Below are 15,541 nucleotides of genomic sequence, written 5' to 3' on the forward strand. Positions count from 1 at the left end.
CAAATTTTAGATTTTAGATTGAATTTCAATAATTTATAATTTAAAATCTACAATCTATAATTTCATAAAAAATGAATATAAAAATTTTAACTCCGGAATACGTTGTTTTTGATGGCGAAGTAGATTCAGTTCTTCTTCCTGGAAAAAGCGGTGAATTCCAAATATTTAAAAATCACGCAGCGATTGTATCAGCTTTGGTAAATGGTAAAGTGAAAATCTACACAGAGAAAGTAGATGCTGCTTATCAGAAATTTTTGAGCAAAGAATCTGAAGCTAAATCGGCATTTTCTTACGAAATTAAAAGCGGAGTTTTAGAATTTAATAATGATAAAGGAATTATTCTTTGCGAATAAAAGATCCTTAAATCACATAAACAAAAAAGAATCATTAATTATTTAATGATTCTTTTTTTATTTTAAAAGCTAATTATATATTACCAGCTTGTCAAACCATTTTCAAGTGCTTTGTTATAATTCTCTTCGTCGAAAGAATAGAGATCTGGCGCTTTATGAGCACCACCACGTCTTTGTTCGTCCAGCTTTCTTAGAATTCCAAGATTTTTGATTTTTCGGTAGAAATTTCCTCTGTTTAATTCTTTACCAAGAATAGCTTCATAAAGCTTCTGAAGCTCAGAAAGGGTGAATTTTTCAGGTAATAAATTAAATCCTATTGGTTTGATGGATATTTTTTCTCTTAAAGCTAACAAAGCTTTCTCAACAATTTCTTTATGATCCATCGCCATTTCTATTTCAGGCAATTGACTAAGATAAATCCACTCGCAACTTTCACTGAACTCATCCGTAGTCAAATCAATTTTAGAAGGATTATATAATGCGTAATATCCTATTGTAATGAATCTCTGCTTATGGAATAAGCTTTCATCAAAATCTTCGAAATAAGCCTCGCTTCTATTCTTTCTTCCAAATACGGCAAACTCCTCAAGATAAGAAACAGCATTCACCCCCGCTCTTTCTTTTAAGATTCTCACAACTGCATCATCCAGATCTTCATCTTTTTGAATGTATCCGCCTGGCAAAATCCACATTTTTCTGTAGTTCATCTTTACGAGTAGAACTTTCAATTCGTTCTGGTCAAAACCAAAAATGACAGGATCCGCCGATAGGTTCGGGATATATAATTGTTTATTTTCTTCTGATCGTTTTAGTATTAGTTCTTTAGAATCCATTTTTTTCTGTTTCTGAAGTCAATGTTACAAAAATATTAATAAAAAATTGACGAAAGTTAAAATTTGAAAAATCAAGAGGTTTTTAGAGATTTTTTCTAATGTAATTTTCATTGATTTTTATTGAAACAATGTAAAATCATTTTGTTTTTTAGCTGTAAACAACTGTATAAGAGTTGTTTATTAGAATGTTAAATTTTATTAAAGTCTCAGTCGGAGCATCTTCTTTAGACATCAAACAGACTACAGAATTCTCTGTTCCAAAAGAGTTGGTTGTGGAGAAAGTTCAGCATATTTTGCCTGCGGATGAGAAGTTTGAGGATTTGAAACCGTAATTATATCAATTTTATATTGAACAATGTTAAGACTTGATTTTAATGACAAATTTAATGTCTCTAAATAAGAATTAATCAACAAAAGGGGCTATCTTTAGCCTCTTTTTAAATTAAAAATATATGGCAAACAATGAAGTTGGAACAAAAAGGAATTATACCGTTCCTTTGGTTACTATTACACTTTTATTTTTTATGTGGGGATTCATCACTTGTATGAATGACATTCTCATCCCTTATCTGAAACAGCTTTTCAGCTTGACATTCTTCCAATCGATGTTGGTGCAGTTTTGTTTCTTTGGAGCTTATTTTATCGGCTCATTAATCTATTTTTTAATTTCAACGACCAAAGGCGATCCAATTGATAAAATGGGTTACAAAAAAGGAATTCTTTTCGGGATTTTCGTAGCAGCTTTAGGTTGTGTATTATTTTTTCCGGCAGCAAGTTTGGCTTCTTATCCATTATTCTTAGGTGCTTTGTTCATCTTAGGATTGGGATTCACAGTATTACAAATCACGGCGAATGCTTATGTTTCTCTTTTAGGACCAGAAGATTCTGCATCCAGCCGACTGAATATGACTCAGGCTTTCAACGCATTTGGGACAACGATTGCGCCGGTTTTGGGTGGTCATTTGATTTTCGAATTATTCTCTGAGGCAGATGGTTCTTTCTCTGCAGCAGCAACTAAGATTCCTTATTTGATTTTTGCAGGCATTCTTTTGTTAGTGGCTTTGATTATCTCTAGAGTTAAGTTACCAGATTTCAAAGTGGCAGGTGAGGAAGTTGTAAAAGGTTTCGGTGCTTTGCAACACAATCATTTGAAGTTCGGCGTTTTGGCGATGTTCTGTTATGTAGGTGGGGAAGTGGCTGTAGGTAGCTTTATCATTAGCTTTTTGGAGCAGCCACAGATTATGAATCTTACCGAATCTGTTAGTAAAAATTACCTTTCGCTATATTGGGGTGGTGCGATGATTGGTCGTTTCTTAGGTGCTATTTCATTGAATCATTCTATTAGCCAAAGTAAGAAAGCTTTGTATATGTTAGGAGCAGCAGCGGCGGTTTTCTTAGTAATTTTCAGTATTGTTGATTTGACGTTTGCACAGATTAGTTTCTTCTTGGTATTTATTGCTTTGAACTTCGTAGCATTCTTTATCGGGAAATCTGCTCCGGCAAGAACTTTATCCATCTTCGCTGCGGTGAATGTTGTTTTATTAATTTCTGCAATGTTGAATCAAGGACCATTGGCGATGTACAGCATTTTAGGAATTGGGATTTTCAACTCTATTATGTTCTCTAACATTTATACTTTGGCAATTTCCGGTTTAGAAAAATACACAAGTCAAGGTTCATCATTAGTTGTAATGGCGATTTTGGGAGGTGCAATTGTTCCGATTTTCCAAGGGTATTTGGCAGACCAGTTTGGTGTACAACATTCCTTTGTGATTCCTGTATTCTGTTATCTTGTGATTTTGATTTTTGGTGGTTATTGTACCAAATATCTGAGCCATGTAAAGCAAGATGCCGATGCTAAATCCAGACATTAAGATTTAATTCTATAATATGAAAACCTGCTATAGAGCAGGTTTTTTTTTGACTTTAATAAACAGATTTTAAATAACTACCTCAGCAAGCAATTGTTTTAGACATCCACTAACTATAGATAATTCCTGGTCCAAGAGAATTAAAAACAAATTTACAATAACTCCAATTTAAATATCTTTATCCTTCTAAAATCAAAACAATAGGCACTTTTGTTGTGGCCGAAAAGTCAATAGACCCGATTATTAGAAATACCGGATTATATCTAATTAAGCCTAAAAAGAATTATTCTTCCAAATAAGCCTCTTCCAACTCATCAATTTTAAAATTTTTGAAGAAAAAAAGATTCCAAAGAATTAATTCGAAACCATAAAAGAAATCCTCTATTGGGATAGTCACAATTCTAAAACCGATGAAATCTTCTGCATTATAATTGACGATTGGATTTTCTAGTCCTGAGCCTGTTAATATTCCATTTACGACTAAGAATCCAGGCAGAAGTATCAGATAAATTGTAAATGCTTTTCCTATCCATTGCGCTTTTAAAACAAATCTTAACACCATCATACTGACTGCTAAGGTTAAAAATGTGATGAAAGTGTAAATCTTATCATAAAATAAAATAGCAATAAAGAGAGAAATTATCCCAAATCCTATAACGAAGATTTTATCACGCAAAGAATCCCAATCCATCGGAAAAAATTTGGTCAAACAATGATAGGTAAAGATACACGAAAAAGGAATGCAGATAAAAAAAAACCATTCCTCAACAGGTAAACCGAGTAATCTCATTCCAATCAAATAATCATCATTGAACCACCAAACGCCCATTTTTGTAAACCACGCATCCCAAATTACAAAGACCATCATTACCAAAACTGATGACTGCAAAAAGGCACGAAAATGTCTTTGGAAATTAATTTTTGGATGAAAAGAAAATATAAAGCAGATAATAACGGTGAAGAAATTAATCAGCAAATAAGTAAGTTGCATTATATAATGGTTATTTTTTTTTATTGAAATACATTTTGAAATATTTGATAGGAACCCAAAGAAAGCCGAAACATTCGCCATGTTCTTTTCCAAGATGCTTGTGATGTTGCTTATGAGCTCTCCGGATGGCAAGCAGATATGGATTCTCAGTATTTTTTAAGATTTTAATTCTTTGATGGATAAAGATATCGTGGACAAAAAAATAGGACATTCCGTAAAGAGTTATTCCGATGCCGATATAAAAATAATAATTGAAGTTTTGTGTAGTTCCATAATACATCAACGCTATGGCTGGAATCGCAAAAATAACAAAGAAATAATCGTTTTTTTCCAAAGGCGGATCTGTAGAATGATCGTGATGATCTCTGTGGAGCGACCACAAAAAACCGTGCATTACGTACTTGTGTACACACCAAGTAAAACCTTCCATCAATAGAAAAGTGCCTACAACAATCAGAAAATTCATGAAGCTTCTCTTTTTTGATTGAATAATACTTCTAAGACTTCTTTTCTGTAGTCGAAAATATGATTTAGTTTTTTCTTTACGAAAAGATTATGTGCAATTTCTCCCAGAAAACCAAGTGGTAATTCATAATCTACAATATCTATGACAAGAACGCCTTCATCATTTTCTTCAAATTCATGATAATGATGCCACAATTTGTAAGGACCTTTGGCCTGAAAATCTATGAAACTCCTCAAATAATCGACTTTAATAATTTCTGTCTGCCAATCCACTTTTATATTAAACAAAGGAGAAACGTGATAGTCTATAATCATTCCTTCGAAAATATCATCGCTTTCAAACTTCGTAAGCACGGTGAAGTTCATATCTTCGGGTGTGATTACGGAAAGATTGTTGGCTGATGAAAAAAACTCCCAAGCTTTTTTAATATCACAATTAAGCTGTTGTTCTCTTTTTAATTGATGTTTCATTTTCTTTCATTTAAACTTACATTATCACGATTGATAAAGTAATACTTGTGCATTTTTGACTAAACAAAATCAGTTCCAATTTATATGGAAAACTTATATTCTACGTAACAGCCCATCATCAATGATATTTTGCGACTGTTAGAAATTCTAATTCTTTGGTTAATAATCTTATTGGCAGAAGTTTTCTTGATTTTATTGAATAACGAAACATAATATCTGTAAGCCAAATAAACTCCAAATCTGGACGAATTTGGCAGTTTTTTAATTCCTTCTAAAGCTTGTGAAAATTCAGTTTCAATTTCTTTTTCAATTTCTGATTTTACATTTTGGTCAAAAGAAGTGATATCAACATTGGGGAAATAAGTTCTTCCCAAAATTTCATAATCGTCCTTCATATCTCGCAGGAAATTCACTTTTTGGAAAGCAGATCCTAAAATCATTGCAAAAGGTTTTAATCTTTCAAATTCTTCTTTGTTACCATCAACAAAAATCTGAAGACACATCAAACCAACGACTTCGGCAGAACCAAGAATATATTCTTTATACAAATCAGAATTATAATCAATCTTGTGAAGATCCATTTCCATACTTCTTAAAAACTGATTGATTAATTCATAATCAATTTCATATTTATGAACTGTCTCTTGGAACGACTGCAGAATAGGGTTAAGAGAAATTTTCTCTTCCAGAGCTAACAATGTTTCATCTCGGAATCTTGATAATAATTTCTGCTTATCAAAACCGTGAAAACTATCGACAATCTCGTCTGCTAAACGGACGTAACCGTAGATAGCATAAATAGAATTTCTAATTTTTGGTGACAATGCCAAAATACCCAACGAAAAACTGGTACTGTATTGTTTTGTAGTTGCTTTGCTTACTTTGTAAGAAAGTTCGTCAAATAATTTTTTCATAGTAGTTTATTTTTTGTTGGCTTCTATTGCTGCTATTTTTCCAGAAATTATCGATGGTGGAACGCCTGGTCCGGGAACTGTCAATTGTCCTGTGTAAAAGAGATTCTTGACTTTTTTATTTTTTAAAGATGGTTTCAAAACTGCGGTTTGTGACAATGTGTTTGCTAAACCGTAAGCATTCCCTTCATAAGCATTGTAATCATTCACAAAATCATCAATACAATAACTTCTTTTATAATCTATTATGGATAGAAGATTGTTAGTTTTAGTATGATTTTCTAATCTTGTTATCATTTCCAGAAAATATTTTTCTCGCATCTCTTCAGAATCTTCAATTCCTGTTGCGATTGGCATTAACAAGAAAACATTTTCGCAATTTTCTGGCGCTAAATTTTCATCCGTTTTAGATGGACAACAAACATAGAACAATGGTTTTGATGGCCATTTTTTATCATCATAGATTTCTTTTGTGTGAAGATCTAATTCATTTTCAAAGAACAAAGTATGATGCTTCAGATTCGGAATTTTTTCTTTGAATCCGAGATAAAATATCAAACAAGAAGGTGCAAAAGTTTTCTTTGTCCAATACTTTTCATCATAATTCCTATATTCTTCTGATAATAATTTTGATTCGGTATGATGATAATCTAAAGAAGCAATAATTTTGTCAAACTTCAGATGTTCTCCATTTACAAGGATTCCAGATGCTTTTTTATCTTCAATAATGATTTGTTCAACATCAGAATTGAGATGAAATTTAACACCTTGAGTTGAAGCAATTTCAGCCATCGATTCAATCACTTTGATGAAACCACCCATTGGATACCAAGTTCCTAATTTGTAACCTCCATAATTCATTAAACTATATAAAGCCGGAATATCTTTTGGTGCTGCTCCCAAGAAAATCACAGGGAATTCCATCAGAGTAATCAACTTTGGATTGGAAAAGTATTTCCTAACGAATTGATGAAAATTAGACAATAAATCCAATTTCAATACACTTTTAGCAATCTTCGGAGAAACAAATTCAAACCACGAATAACAAGGTTTGTTTACGAAATCCTTCATCCCAACTTCATATTTGTATTGGGCATCTTTCATAAAATCATCCAATCGTTTTCCAGCACCTTTTTCAGTTTGTTCAAAAAGAATTCTCATCTCTTCATAACTTTCCGGAATTGCCATCAATCCATCAGAAAAAACCATTTCGAATTGTGGATTAAGAGGAATTAATTCATAAAAATCAGATGCTTTTTTTCCAAAATCATTAAAGAAATTTTCAATAATATCCGGCATCCAATACCAACTCGGACCCATATCAAAAGTATAGCCATTTTCTGTCTGGAAACTTCTTGCACGTCCGCCCAAACTGTTGTTCTTCTCAAAAACGTGAACTTCATTTCCCATTTTCGAAGCATAAGCAGCAGCAGATAAGCCTGAAAATCCCGAACCGATAATTGCTATTTTTTTCTTCATAATTTATCTTTTCCGAATGAATATTCTTTATAAACCGTATCTATAAGATTGGGCGTTTCTATATTTTTTGAAAAAATAGGATGGTGAAATTTATCTAATTTATCCAGAATTTTGATGAGTTCTATTTTCTCAGGATAGCTCAGATTTCCGGTAACAATATTGGTAGCATTTCGGATTTTATCCATTTGTAATTCCAAAGTATATAAACCTTTTTCTGTGATTTTCAGAACCTTGGTTCTTTTATCGGTTTGTGAATTGGTTTGTTCTACCCAACCTAGTTTTATAAGTCTGTTGATAATAAGAACACCTGTAGATTTGTCTTGAATATTCTTTTTAATCAATTCCATTTTAGTCATTGTACCAAAAGATTTTAGATTGATTAAGTAAATGAATTCTTCCTGAGTGTTGAATTCCGAATCGGAAATTGCAGATTTGGAATAAGTTTTTGCATATCGGTTAAGATGAACCAACAAGGTGCTGATAACGCTTTCCGGAGTTCTTCCGTTTTCCTTACCTTCCCAAATCGGCTCATCGTTAACTGATTGTATTCTGCTGACCTCGTTATCATAAATCCAATGTTTGAATCCATCGATATCATCAGAATAACTCTCTCCTGTGTTTTCAGAATCAAATTTTTCTATGAGTTGAATAACATCTTTAATTATTCTAAAATTCATTTTCATTTTTTGTGATAGTTAAAAAATGTACCAATAATTGTGCCTAAATACTCTAAAAATATACTTAAAATTAATAATGACAAGAATTTATTTTAAAATTTCTTAAATCATAAATTAACATTCTTAAAAAAATCTTAAAAACTTTAAAGTTTTAAAATTTTTCCAATTTGTGGAATTGTACTTGCCATATACCTTATAACTTTAAATAAAAGGTTATGAAAACGAATATGAAAATTAAAGGACTATTATTAGGGTTCTCATTAATGACAGTAGGGATGATTAGTGCACAAACAAATCCGGCAACCAACGCAGAGATAGAAACACTTAATCAAAAAATAGTTACAAATCCAAGTGATACAGAAGCTTTGGTGGGATTGGCAACTGCTTATCAAAATGCCAACGATTGGACATCTGCCATCGCTACTTGGAACAAAATCACAGCAATCCTTCCAGATTGGGCTCCGGCTTATTACAGCATCGGTTACGCCAATCAGTCAGCTAAAAATAATGCAGGTGCAAAAGCTGCTTATGAGCAATATATCACCAAAGTTAAACCAGAAGAAGTGGATGCTGCAAAACAAAATTTAGCTTACGCTTATTTCTTCATCGCGTTCCAAGATAAGGATACAGATAAGGAAAAAGCAAAACAATATATCGCAAAATCTTTGCAGTATGACGGCTCAAACCAAGATGCGCTTAACTTAAGCAAAAGCTTGATGAACTAAGAATCAAATTTTCAATAATAGAAAAGACGCTTATAATCTAAGCGTCTTTTCTTTTTATGAGTTCTCTTCAGAATCTTTGTTTGGTAGATTATCATTTCCATTACCATATTTCTTTTTGTATAAATAATATCCCATACCGCCAATCACGAAAACTGGCCAAAAAGGTAGAAGGAAAAGTAAAATATCGCCAATTACTTTCCAGCCGGACGAAATGGCGTCTGCAGATTTTTCTCCAAAACTTTGATTTTCCGATTCTTTTGGTTTCAGATGATTGTCGTATAAAGTAATTTCCAGACTGCAAAGTTTATTCGGATTGTAGGAATCGCCTTTAACTTCAAGGTTTTTATTATGAATGCTTCCCAACATCGATAAATCTTCTACCAAATAATCAAACTTATCATAAGGAACTTTTGTCGTCAAATACAAAGTCTGAAACTCATCATTACTAACCAAATTTTCTGTGTGGATGATGCCATCGTATTTTCTGATAATATCTCTTACCGATTGTTTTGCTAGAGCAATATCATCTACATTCAGTTCAACGGAACCATTTTTTACCATTGCGTTAACTGGCGCAACTGGTTCTTTTTTCACAGGTTTATCTTTGTAGATAACTTTGGTAACGGTTTTTGGTTTTGAGATTTCTTTTTTCATTTGATTTTTTATCGAATCAATATTAGAACTGATTTTCTTCTCTTCAATATCTTTTTTGAACTTTTCAACATTCTCAGAAATAGAATCGATTTTATTTTTGCTATTCTCAAAGGCTTTTTCGATGTCTTCTTTATTCTTAATCAAATCTTTAGCTTTCAGATTTACCGAATCTAAAACTGCATCAGTATTAAGATTGATGACTGTTTCAGAAGCTTTATCAATCAAAGAATCTGCACTGGCGATTGTATTATTAGCTTCCTGTAAATCTGCTTTTTTACACATCGTAAGTGTGCTCAAAATAACTGCGGTCAATATTAATTTTTTCATTGGGATAATTTTATGATGTAAAGCTATCCAACAACCGAAAGAATGATTTGTAAATGAATCCGAAACTTTTTGTAATATTTTAATCCAATGGAAATCAAATATTTAAATTGATTTTACAAATGATTTACAAAAATTTTAATCAATTATAAATGATTTTATTACATTATAATTTTTTGAATTATCTTTTAGAAAAGTTAATACTATTGATATCTTGTTGTAATTTAAATAAGAAAAAAATTTTAATCTAATTTTATCAAGTTTTGAATTCCTTTTCTCACTTACATTTCTAAGATTTTTAACATAAATCAATAAAGAAGAGTTTTTATTACTTTCAAATAATTCTATTTTTTCGATGTTAGCAATATCAACGAAAAAATATCCATCAATAAATACTATTTCATCTTTTTTTGATAAGCTTAATTTACCTTTAATTAATTTGGTTATTAGATGAATTAATAGAAATAAGAATAATAAGTTTAAAATAAAACAGAAGACAAATAATAAAGATGCATTTTCATAAAAACAATTCTCCAACCCATCTATTTCTTCCACTTGAAGAAGGTTTTTTGGAAGCAAGATATTCAGAATTAAACATTATTATTCCAAATATTATTAATAATAGAATGCTTAATAATAGATAACCTACAATTTTTAATTTGTCGTACTGTATAGTTAGAGTTTTCAAGGGTAATTTATCTTAGTTTCAAATATATTGATTTATTTAAAATATAAAATTTCTTCCAACAAAAAATCCGCAGAAAACACTGCGGATTATATATTTTAATGATTCTGAAACTCACTAATAAAATGCAGTTTCACATTCGGAAACTTTTCCTGAGTCATTGTAATCGTAAAAGAAGAATCGGCTAAGAAAACCAGCTGGTCATATTTGTCTCTTGCTAAGAAACGCTGTTTCAGTCTCGCAAATTCTTTGAATTCTTCAGACTTTTCATCCGCTTCCACCCAACACGCTTTATGGATGCTGATAGGTTCGTAAGAACATTTTGCGCCATATTCGTGTTCCAGACGGTATTGGATCACCTCATACTGAAGCGCACCAACCGTTCCGATGATTTTTCTGTTGTTCATTTCCAGCGTAAATAACTGAGCAACACCTTCGTCCATTAGCTGGTCAACACCTTTCGCCAATTGTTTCGCTTTCAATGGATCGTTATTATTAATGTAACGGAAATGTTCCGGAGAGAAACTCGGAATTCCTTTGAAACTCAATTTTTCGCCGGCTGTCAAAGTATCGCCAATTCGGAAACTTCCCGTATCGTGAAGTCCGACAATATCGCCAGGGAAACTCTCGTCCACAACTTCCTTTTTGTCTGCGAAGAACGCGTTAGGAGAGGAGAACTTCATTTTTTTACCTTCTCTTACAAGCAGGTAATTTTCATTTCTTTTGAAAGTTCCGGACACGATTTTCACAAACGCCAGACGGTCTCTGTGTTTTGGATCCATATTCGCGTGGATTTTGAACACAAATCCAGTGAAATTATTTTCTTCAGGCTTTACCAATCTCGTTTCACTTTCTTTCGGCTGAGGCATTGGTGCGATATCGATGAAGGCATTCAGTAACTCACGAACGCCAAAATTATTAAGAGCAGACCCAAAGAAAACCGGCTGCAAATCTCCATTCATATAATCTTCACGATTAAATTCTGGGTAAACAGACTGAATCAAATCCAATTCCTCACGCAAAGTTTTCGCTGCTTTTTCGCCAACCAATTCATCAATTTGAGAATCGTTGATATCATCAATTTTCAGAGATTCACCAACTTTCTGTTTTTTTTCTTCCAAAAACAATTGGATGTTATTTTCCCAAATATTATAAATCCCTTGGAAGTCGCTTCCCATACCAATCGGCAGAGAAAGCGGACAAACCGTCAAACCTAATTTCTGTTCCACTTCATCCAGCAAATCGAAAGCATCTTTACCTTCACGGTCGAGTTTATTGATGAAAACTATCATCGGAATGTTTCTCATTCTACAAACCTGCACCAGTTTTTCGGTCTGTTCCTCAACCCCTTTTGCAACGTCAATCACAACAATCACAGAGTCAACCGCAGTCAGCGTTCGATATGTATCTTCTGCAAAATCTTTGTGGCCAGGCGTATCCAGAATATTGATTTTGTGGTCTCTGTACTCAAAAGCTAAAACCGAAGTTGCCACAGAAATCCCTCTCTGACGCTCGATTTCCATAAAGTCAGAAGTCGCTCCTTTTTTGATTTTGTTGGATTTTACAGCACCAGCTTCCTGAATCGCCCCTCCAAAAAGCAGGAGTTTTTCCGTCAACGTAGTTTTTCCCGCATCGGGGTGGGAGATGATTCCGAAAGTTTTTCTTTTGCTGATTTCTTGTTGTAAAGACATAATAAAATTTGAGATTGCAAAAATCGTGATTTTAGTTGGATTTTGAAAATCGAGTTTTAGTAATATTAATTAGGAGCTAATCCCGCTTTCCGCTATATCTTTTTTGTCTTAGAAGTTTTGCCATCAAAACAAAGTTTTCAGTTCAGACAAAAAAGGATGCCGCTGCACTCGGGGCTAGGGGATTTGTCGTCCAATCAACATTCATCAAAAGAAAAAAAGTTTTAGTTCCAAAACAGTGGTGGGAAACAAAATAACTTTGGCGAAGGTTCCAAAACAGCGTTTTGAAACAAAACAACTTTGGCAGAGATTCTAAAACAATAGTGGGAAGCAAAACAACTTTGGTGGGAGTTCCAAAACGACCGTAGGAAACCAAAACAACATTGGCGAAGGTTACAAAACAACCGTGGGAAACAAAACAACTTTGACGGAGGTTACAAAACGATTAGCAGAACGAAATAGCAGTTTTGATTTTGGATTGTCAGTCTGAGGCTCTCGAAGACATATAAAAATAAAATTCCTTATAAAATCCCAATCTCACTTTGCGACTTTTAAGATATTTAAATTTAAAACTCTTGCGACTTTGCGATAAAATATCAACTTTTCAAAACGCCATATTCCGGGTCTTCGATAATATTAATATCAACCACATTTTCAGCGTTTTTTATCAATCGCCTGCAATCTGGACTCAGGTGTTTAAGGCGAACCGTTTTTCCCTGACTCTGATAACGTTCAGTCAGTTTATTCAGGATATCAATGGCAGACATATCAACCACACGACTTTCTTTAAAATCGATAATTATTTGTTCTGGGTCATTCATCACATCAAATTTCTCTGCAAAAACAGTCGTAGAGCCAAAAAATAATGGCCCGAAAATCTCGTAATGTTTCACACCTTCATCATCAACAAACTTCCTTGCACGGATTCTTTTCGCACTCTCCCAAGCAAAAACCAAAGCCGAAATAATCACACCAATCAAAACCGCCAAAGCCAGATTGTGAAGGAAAACAGTAATTAACGTCACAACTACCATCACGAAAATATCAGACTTCGGAAATCTCTTAATAGCTTTGAAACTTGCCCATTCAAACGTTCCAACAGAAACCATAATCATTACTCCAACCAAGGCAGCAACCGGCATTTTTCCAATAACTGGCGCACCAAAAAGAATAATGAAAAGAATAACCAAAGCAGCGATAATTCCGGATAATCTTGCTCTTGCTCCAGCTGACAGATTCACCAAAGTCTGAGCAATCATTGGACATCCACCCATTCCGAAAAAGAAACCATTCAGGATGTTAGCAGTTCCTTGTGCAACACATTCTCTGTTGCTGTTTCCTTTGGTATTTGTAATTTCATCAACTAGATTTAAAGTCAATAAACCTTCCGTTAATCCAACCGTTGACATAATTAAAGCAAATGGAAAAATCACTTTCAAAACATCAAATGACAATTCAACATTCGGGATGTGAAATGGTGGAAAACCTCCAGCAATATTGGCAATATCGTTAACAGTTTTAGTTTGGATTCCAAAAATCATTACTAATGCAAAAGTCACCGCAATTGCAACTAAAGAAGCTGGAATTGCTTTCGTTAACCTTGGAAATATTAATATGACAGAAATTGTCAAAGCAACCAATCCAAGCATTATATAAAGAGGATTTCCTGACAGCCAATTTTCAGTTCCCTGCATTTTAAATTGATTAATCTGTGACATAAAAATCACAATGGCTAATCCATTCACAAAACCGTACATCACAGGTTGCGGAACCAATCGAATAAATTTCCCCAATTTAAAAATTCCAATAATGATTTGGATAATTCCGGCTAAAACGACGGTTGCAAAAACATATTCGATGCCGTGTGAAATCATTAATGGAATTAAAACAATGACTGTTGCGCCAGCTCCTCCAGAAATTAACCCTGGCCTTCCGCCGAAAATGGCAGTAATTAATCCCATTATGAATGCTGCATACAAACCGGTTAATGGAGAAAATCCAGCAAGAATCGCAAACGACAAAGATTCCGGAATCATTGTCATTGCAACGGTTAATCCCGCGAAGATTTCGTTTTTATAATTGACTTTTTGAGAGAAATCAAAAAGATTGAGAACTTTCTGCATAAAAATTTAAAATGCGAAAATAGTAGAATTAATTTTTATTTGGATTGATTCATTTTCAGATAGTAGGCCAAGACTAGACCTAACATTACAATTCCGATACTGAAAGGGAAAATGTAGGGCAAACCAAACGCATCAGCAACACCGCCAATCAACGGACCTGTAATCCCTAGAGAAATATCGATAAACAAACCATAACCAGCCAAAGCTGAACCTTGATTGGAAGAAGGAACGGTTTTCATTGCCATTACTCCTAAAGCTGGAAATATCAATGAAAATCCTAATCCTGTAATTCCTGCACCGATTAATGCAAAATAGGGATGATAGGACAATGTGATGATTGTTAATCCTAATGTTTCAACAGCCAGACTCGCAATCGCAACGTTGATTCCACCAAATCGATTAATTGCATTACTGAAAACTAATCTACCCGCAACGAACAAAATTCCAAACACAGACAAACACATCGCGCCGTTCTGCCAATGGTAATAATCGTAATAAAGTGTTATAAAAGTAGAAATTGTGGCAAATCCTAAACCTCCCAAAGCCAAACAAAGTCCGAAAGGCGCGACTTTCCCGAGAACATTCCAAAAAGATTTTTGCTCTTCTTCAGATTGTTTTCCAGTTCGGTTTTCTTTGGTTCTTGCGATGAAAAAACCTAGTAATCCTAAGAAAATAATTAAAATTCCCAATCCGTAAAAATTGGAATATTTTACAATCGTTACGCCCAAAGAAGCGCCTAAAGCTAATGCTCCATAACAAGCAACTCCATTATAAGAAATAATCTTTGCCGTATGTTTTTCTCCAAAAGTCATTATTGCCCAGTTAATAGGACTTGCGCCAACCATTCCTTCTGCACCGCCTGTAAAAAGCCTTGTGATAATTAAAAATAACAAACTGATGATAGGAGAGAACCTGAAATAATAGGCCATTATCAATACCAAACCTGTAAAAGCAAAACCAAACATACTGATTAAAACGGCTGGTTTTGGACCTTTGCTGTCAATTATTTTTCCCGAATAAGCTCTCATCAAAAATGTCATTACATATTGTAAACTAATCACAATTCCTGCAACCAGCATACTAAATCCAAGGCCTTTGCTAATAAAAATTGGTAAAACAGATAATGATAATCCTATGATAAAATAACCTATAAATGTGAAAAAGACGTAGGAAATAATGGAAAATGAGAAGTTTTTGCTTTGTCCAATCGTTGCATCCATAACATTAAAAATCAAAGTGCAAAATTACTTCTTATAAACTTGTCAATGGGAATCTTTACGGTTAATTAATC

At 33.4% G+C, this 15,541-nt stretch carries 16 protein-coding genes; 4 read left to right on the forward strand and 12 right to left on the reverse strand.

Annotated features, from left to right (window positions below; translation table 11 throughout):
• Positions 1-71: 71 nt before the first annotated feature.
• A complete protein-coding gene (locus tag V7P73_RS09005; RefSeq protein ID WP_333852872.1) occupies positions 72-353 on the forward strand; it encodes a FoF1 ATP synthase subunit delta/epsilon in 282 nt (93 codons plus the stop codon).
• 80 nt (positions 354-433) lie between these two features.
• On the opposite strand, the gene V7P73_RS09010 is transcribed toward V7P73_RS09005, so the two are convergent.
• Positions 434-1,186, reverse strand: a complete 753-nt coding sequence (locus V7P73_RS09010; RefSeq protein WP_333852873.1) for an NUDIX hydrolase — start codon at positions 1,184-1,186, stop codon at positions 434-436.
• A 185-nt stretch (positions 1,187-1,371) separates the two neighbouring features.
• Here V7P73_RS09010 and V7P73_RS09015 point away from each other — a divergent pair, with 185 nt between their 5' ends.
• Both V7P73_RS09015 and V7P73_RS09020 read left to right on the forward strand, forming a co-directional pair.
• Positions 1,372-1,518, forward strand: coding sequence for a hypothetical protein (locus V7P73_RS09015; protein WP_333852875.1), 147 nt, complete (start codon positions 1,372-1,374; stop codon positions 1,516-1,518).
• A 120-nt stretch (positions 1,519-1,638) separates the two neighbouring features.
• Positions 1,639-3,060, forward strand: coding sequence for a sugar MFS transporter (locus tag V7P73_RS09020; RefSeq protein ID WP_333852876.1), 1,422 nt, complete (start codon positions 1,639-1,641; stop codon positions 3,058-3,060).
• A gap of 280 nt (positions 3,061-3,340) precedes the next feature.
• Here the strand turns inward: V7P73_RS09020 and V7P73_RS09025 are convergent, their stop codons facing one another.
• From V7P73_RS09025 to V7P73_RS09050, 6 genes are all read right to left on the reverse strand, one after another.
• Positions 3,341-4,048 carry a lycopene cyclase domain-containing protein gene (locus tag V7P73_RS09025; protein ID WP_333852877.1) on the reverse strand — a complete coding sequence of 236 codons (708 nt, stop codon included), beginning with the start codon at positions 4,046-4,048 and terminating at the stop codon, positions 3,341-3,343.
• Positions 4,049-4,058: 10 nt separating this feature from the next.
• Positions 4,059-4,514, reverse strand: coding sequence for a beta-carotene hydroxylase (locus V7P73_RS09030; RefSeq protein WP_333852879.1), 456 nt, complete (start codon positions 4,512-4,514; stop codon positions 4,059-4,061).
• On the reverse strand, positions 4,511-4,984 hold the full coding sequence (locus tag V7P73_RS09035; RefSeq protein WP_333852880.1) for an SRPBCC family protein: 474 nt from the start codon (positions 4,982-4,984) through the stop codon (positions 4,511-4,513). Before V7P73_RS09035 ends, V7P73_RS09030 begins: the two co-directional genes overlap by 4 nt.
• 80 nt (positions 4,985-5,064) lie before the next feature.
• A complete protein-coding gene (locus V7P73_RS09040; protein WP_333852882.1) occupies positions 5,065-5,898 on the reverse strand; it encodes a phytoene/squalene synthase family protein in 834 nt (277 codons plus the stop codon).
• Between the two features lie 6 nt (positions 5,899-5,904).
• Entirely contained in the window at positions 5,905-7,374 is a 1,470-nt protein-coding gene (locus V7P73_RS09045) for a phytoene desaturase family protein (RefSeq protein ID WP_333852884.1), read from the reverse strand.
• Positions 7,371-8,051, reverse strand: a complete 681-nt coding sequence (locus V7P73_RS09050; protein ID WP_333852886.1) for a MarR family winged helix-turn-helix transcriptional regulator — start codon at positions 8,049-8,051, stop codon at positions 7,371-7,373. Before V7P73_RS09050 ends, V7P73_RS09045 begins: the two co-directional genes overlap by 4 nt.
• 215 nt (positions 8,052-8,266) lie before the next feature.
• Between V7P73_RS09050 and V7P73_RS09055 the strand changes: the two genes are divergently transcribed.
• Positions 8,267-8,776 carry a tetratricopeptide repeat protein gene (locus V7P73_RS09055; RefSeq protein ID WP_333852888.1) on the forward strand — a complete coding sequence of 170 codons (510 nt, stop codon included), beginning with the start codon at positions 8,267-8,269 and terminating at the stop codon, positions 8,774-8,776.
• A gap of 54 nt (positions 8,777-8,830) precedes the next feature.
• On the opposite strand, the gene V7P73_RS09060 is transcribed toward V7P73_RS09055, so the two are convergent.
• The 5 genes from V7P73_RS09060 to V7P73_RS09080 all read right to left on the reverse strand — a co-directional run bounded on the left by V7P73_RS09060 (position 8,831) and on the right by V7P73_RS09080 (position 15,470).
• The gene (locus tag V7P73_RS09060; protein WP_333852890.1) at positions 8,831-9,757 is read right to left on the reverse strand and encodes a DUF4349 domain-containing protein; all 927 of its coding nucleotides are present in this window, start codon (positions 9,755-9,757) and stop codon (positions 8,831-8,833) included.
• A gap of 135 nt (positions 9,758-9,892) precedes the next feature.
• The gene (locus V7P73_RS09065) at positions 9,893-10,309 is read right to left on the reverse strand and encodes a hypothetical protein (RefSeq protein WP_333852892.1); all 417 of its coding nucleotides are present in this window, start codon (positions 10,307-10,309) and stop codon (positions 9,893-9,895) included.
• Between the two features lie 228 nt (positions 10,310-10,537).
• Positions 10,538-12,130, reverse strand: coding sequence for a peptide chain release factor 3 (locus V7P73_RS09070; protein WP_333852894.1), 1,593 nt, complete (start codon positions 12,128-12,130; stop codon positions 10,538-10,540).
• Between the two features lie 593 nt (positions 12,131-12,723).
• The gene (locus V7P73_RS09075) at positions 12,724-14,250 is read right to left on the reverse strand and encodes a SulP family inorganic anion transporter (RefSeq protein ID WP_333852896.1); all 1,527 of its coding nucleotides are present in this window, start codon (positions 14,248-14,250) and stop codon (positions 12,724-12,726) included.
• A gap of 35 nt (positions 14,251-14,285) precedes the next feature.
• Complete coding sequence (locus V7P73_RS09080; RefSeq protein ID WP_333852898.1) at positions 14,286-15,470, reverse strand: MFS transporter; 1,185 nt, start codon at positions 15,468-15,470, stop codon at positions 14,286-14,288.
• Positions 15,471-15,541 lie beyond the last annotated feature (71 nt).

Source organism: Epilithonimonas sp., assembly GCF_036780765.1.
GTDB lineage: Bacteria > Bacteroidota > Bacteroidia > Flavobacteriales > Weeksellaceae > Epilithonimonas.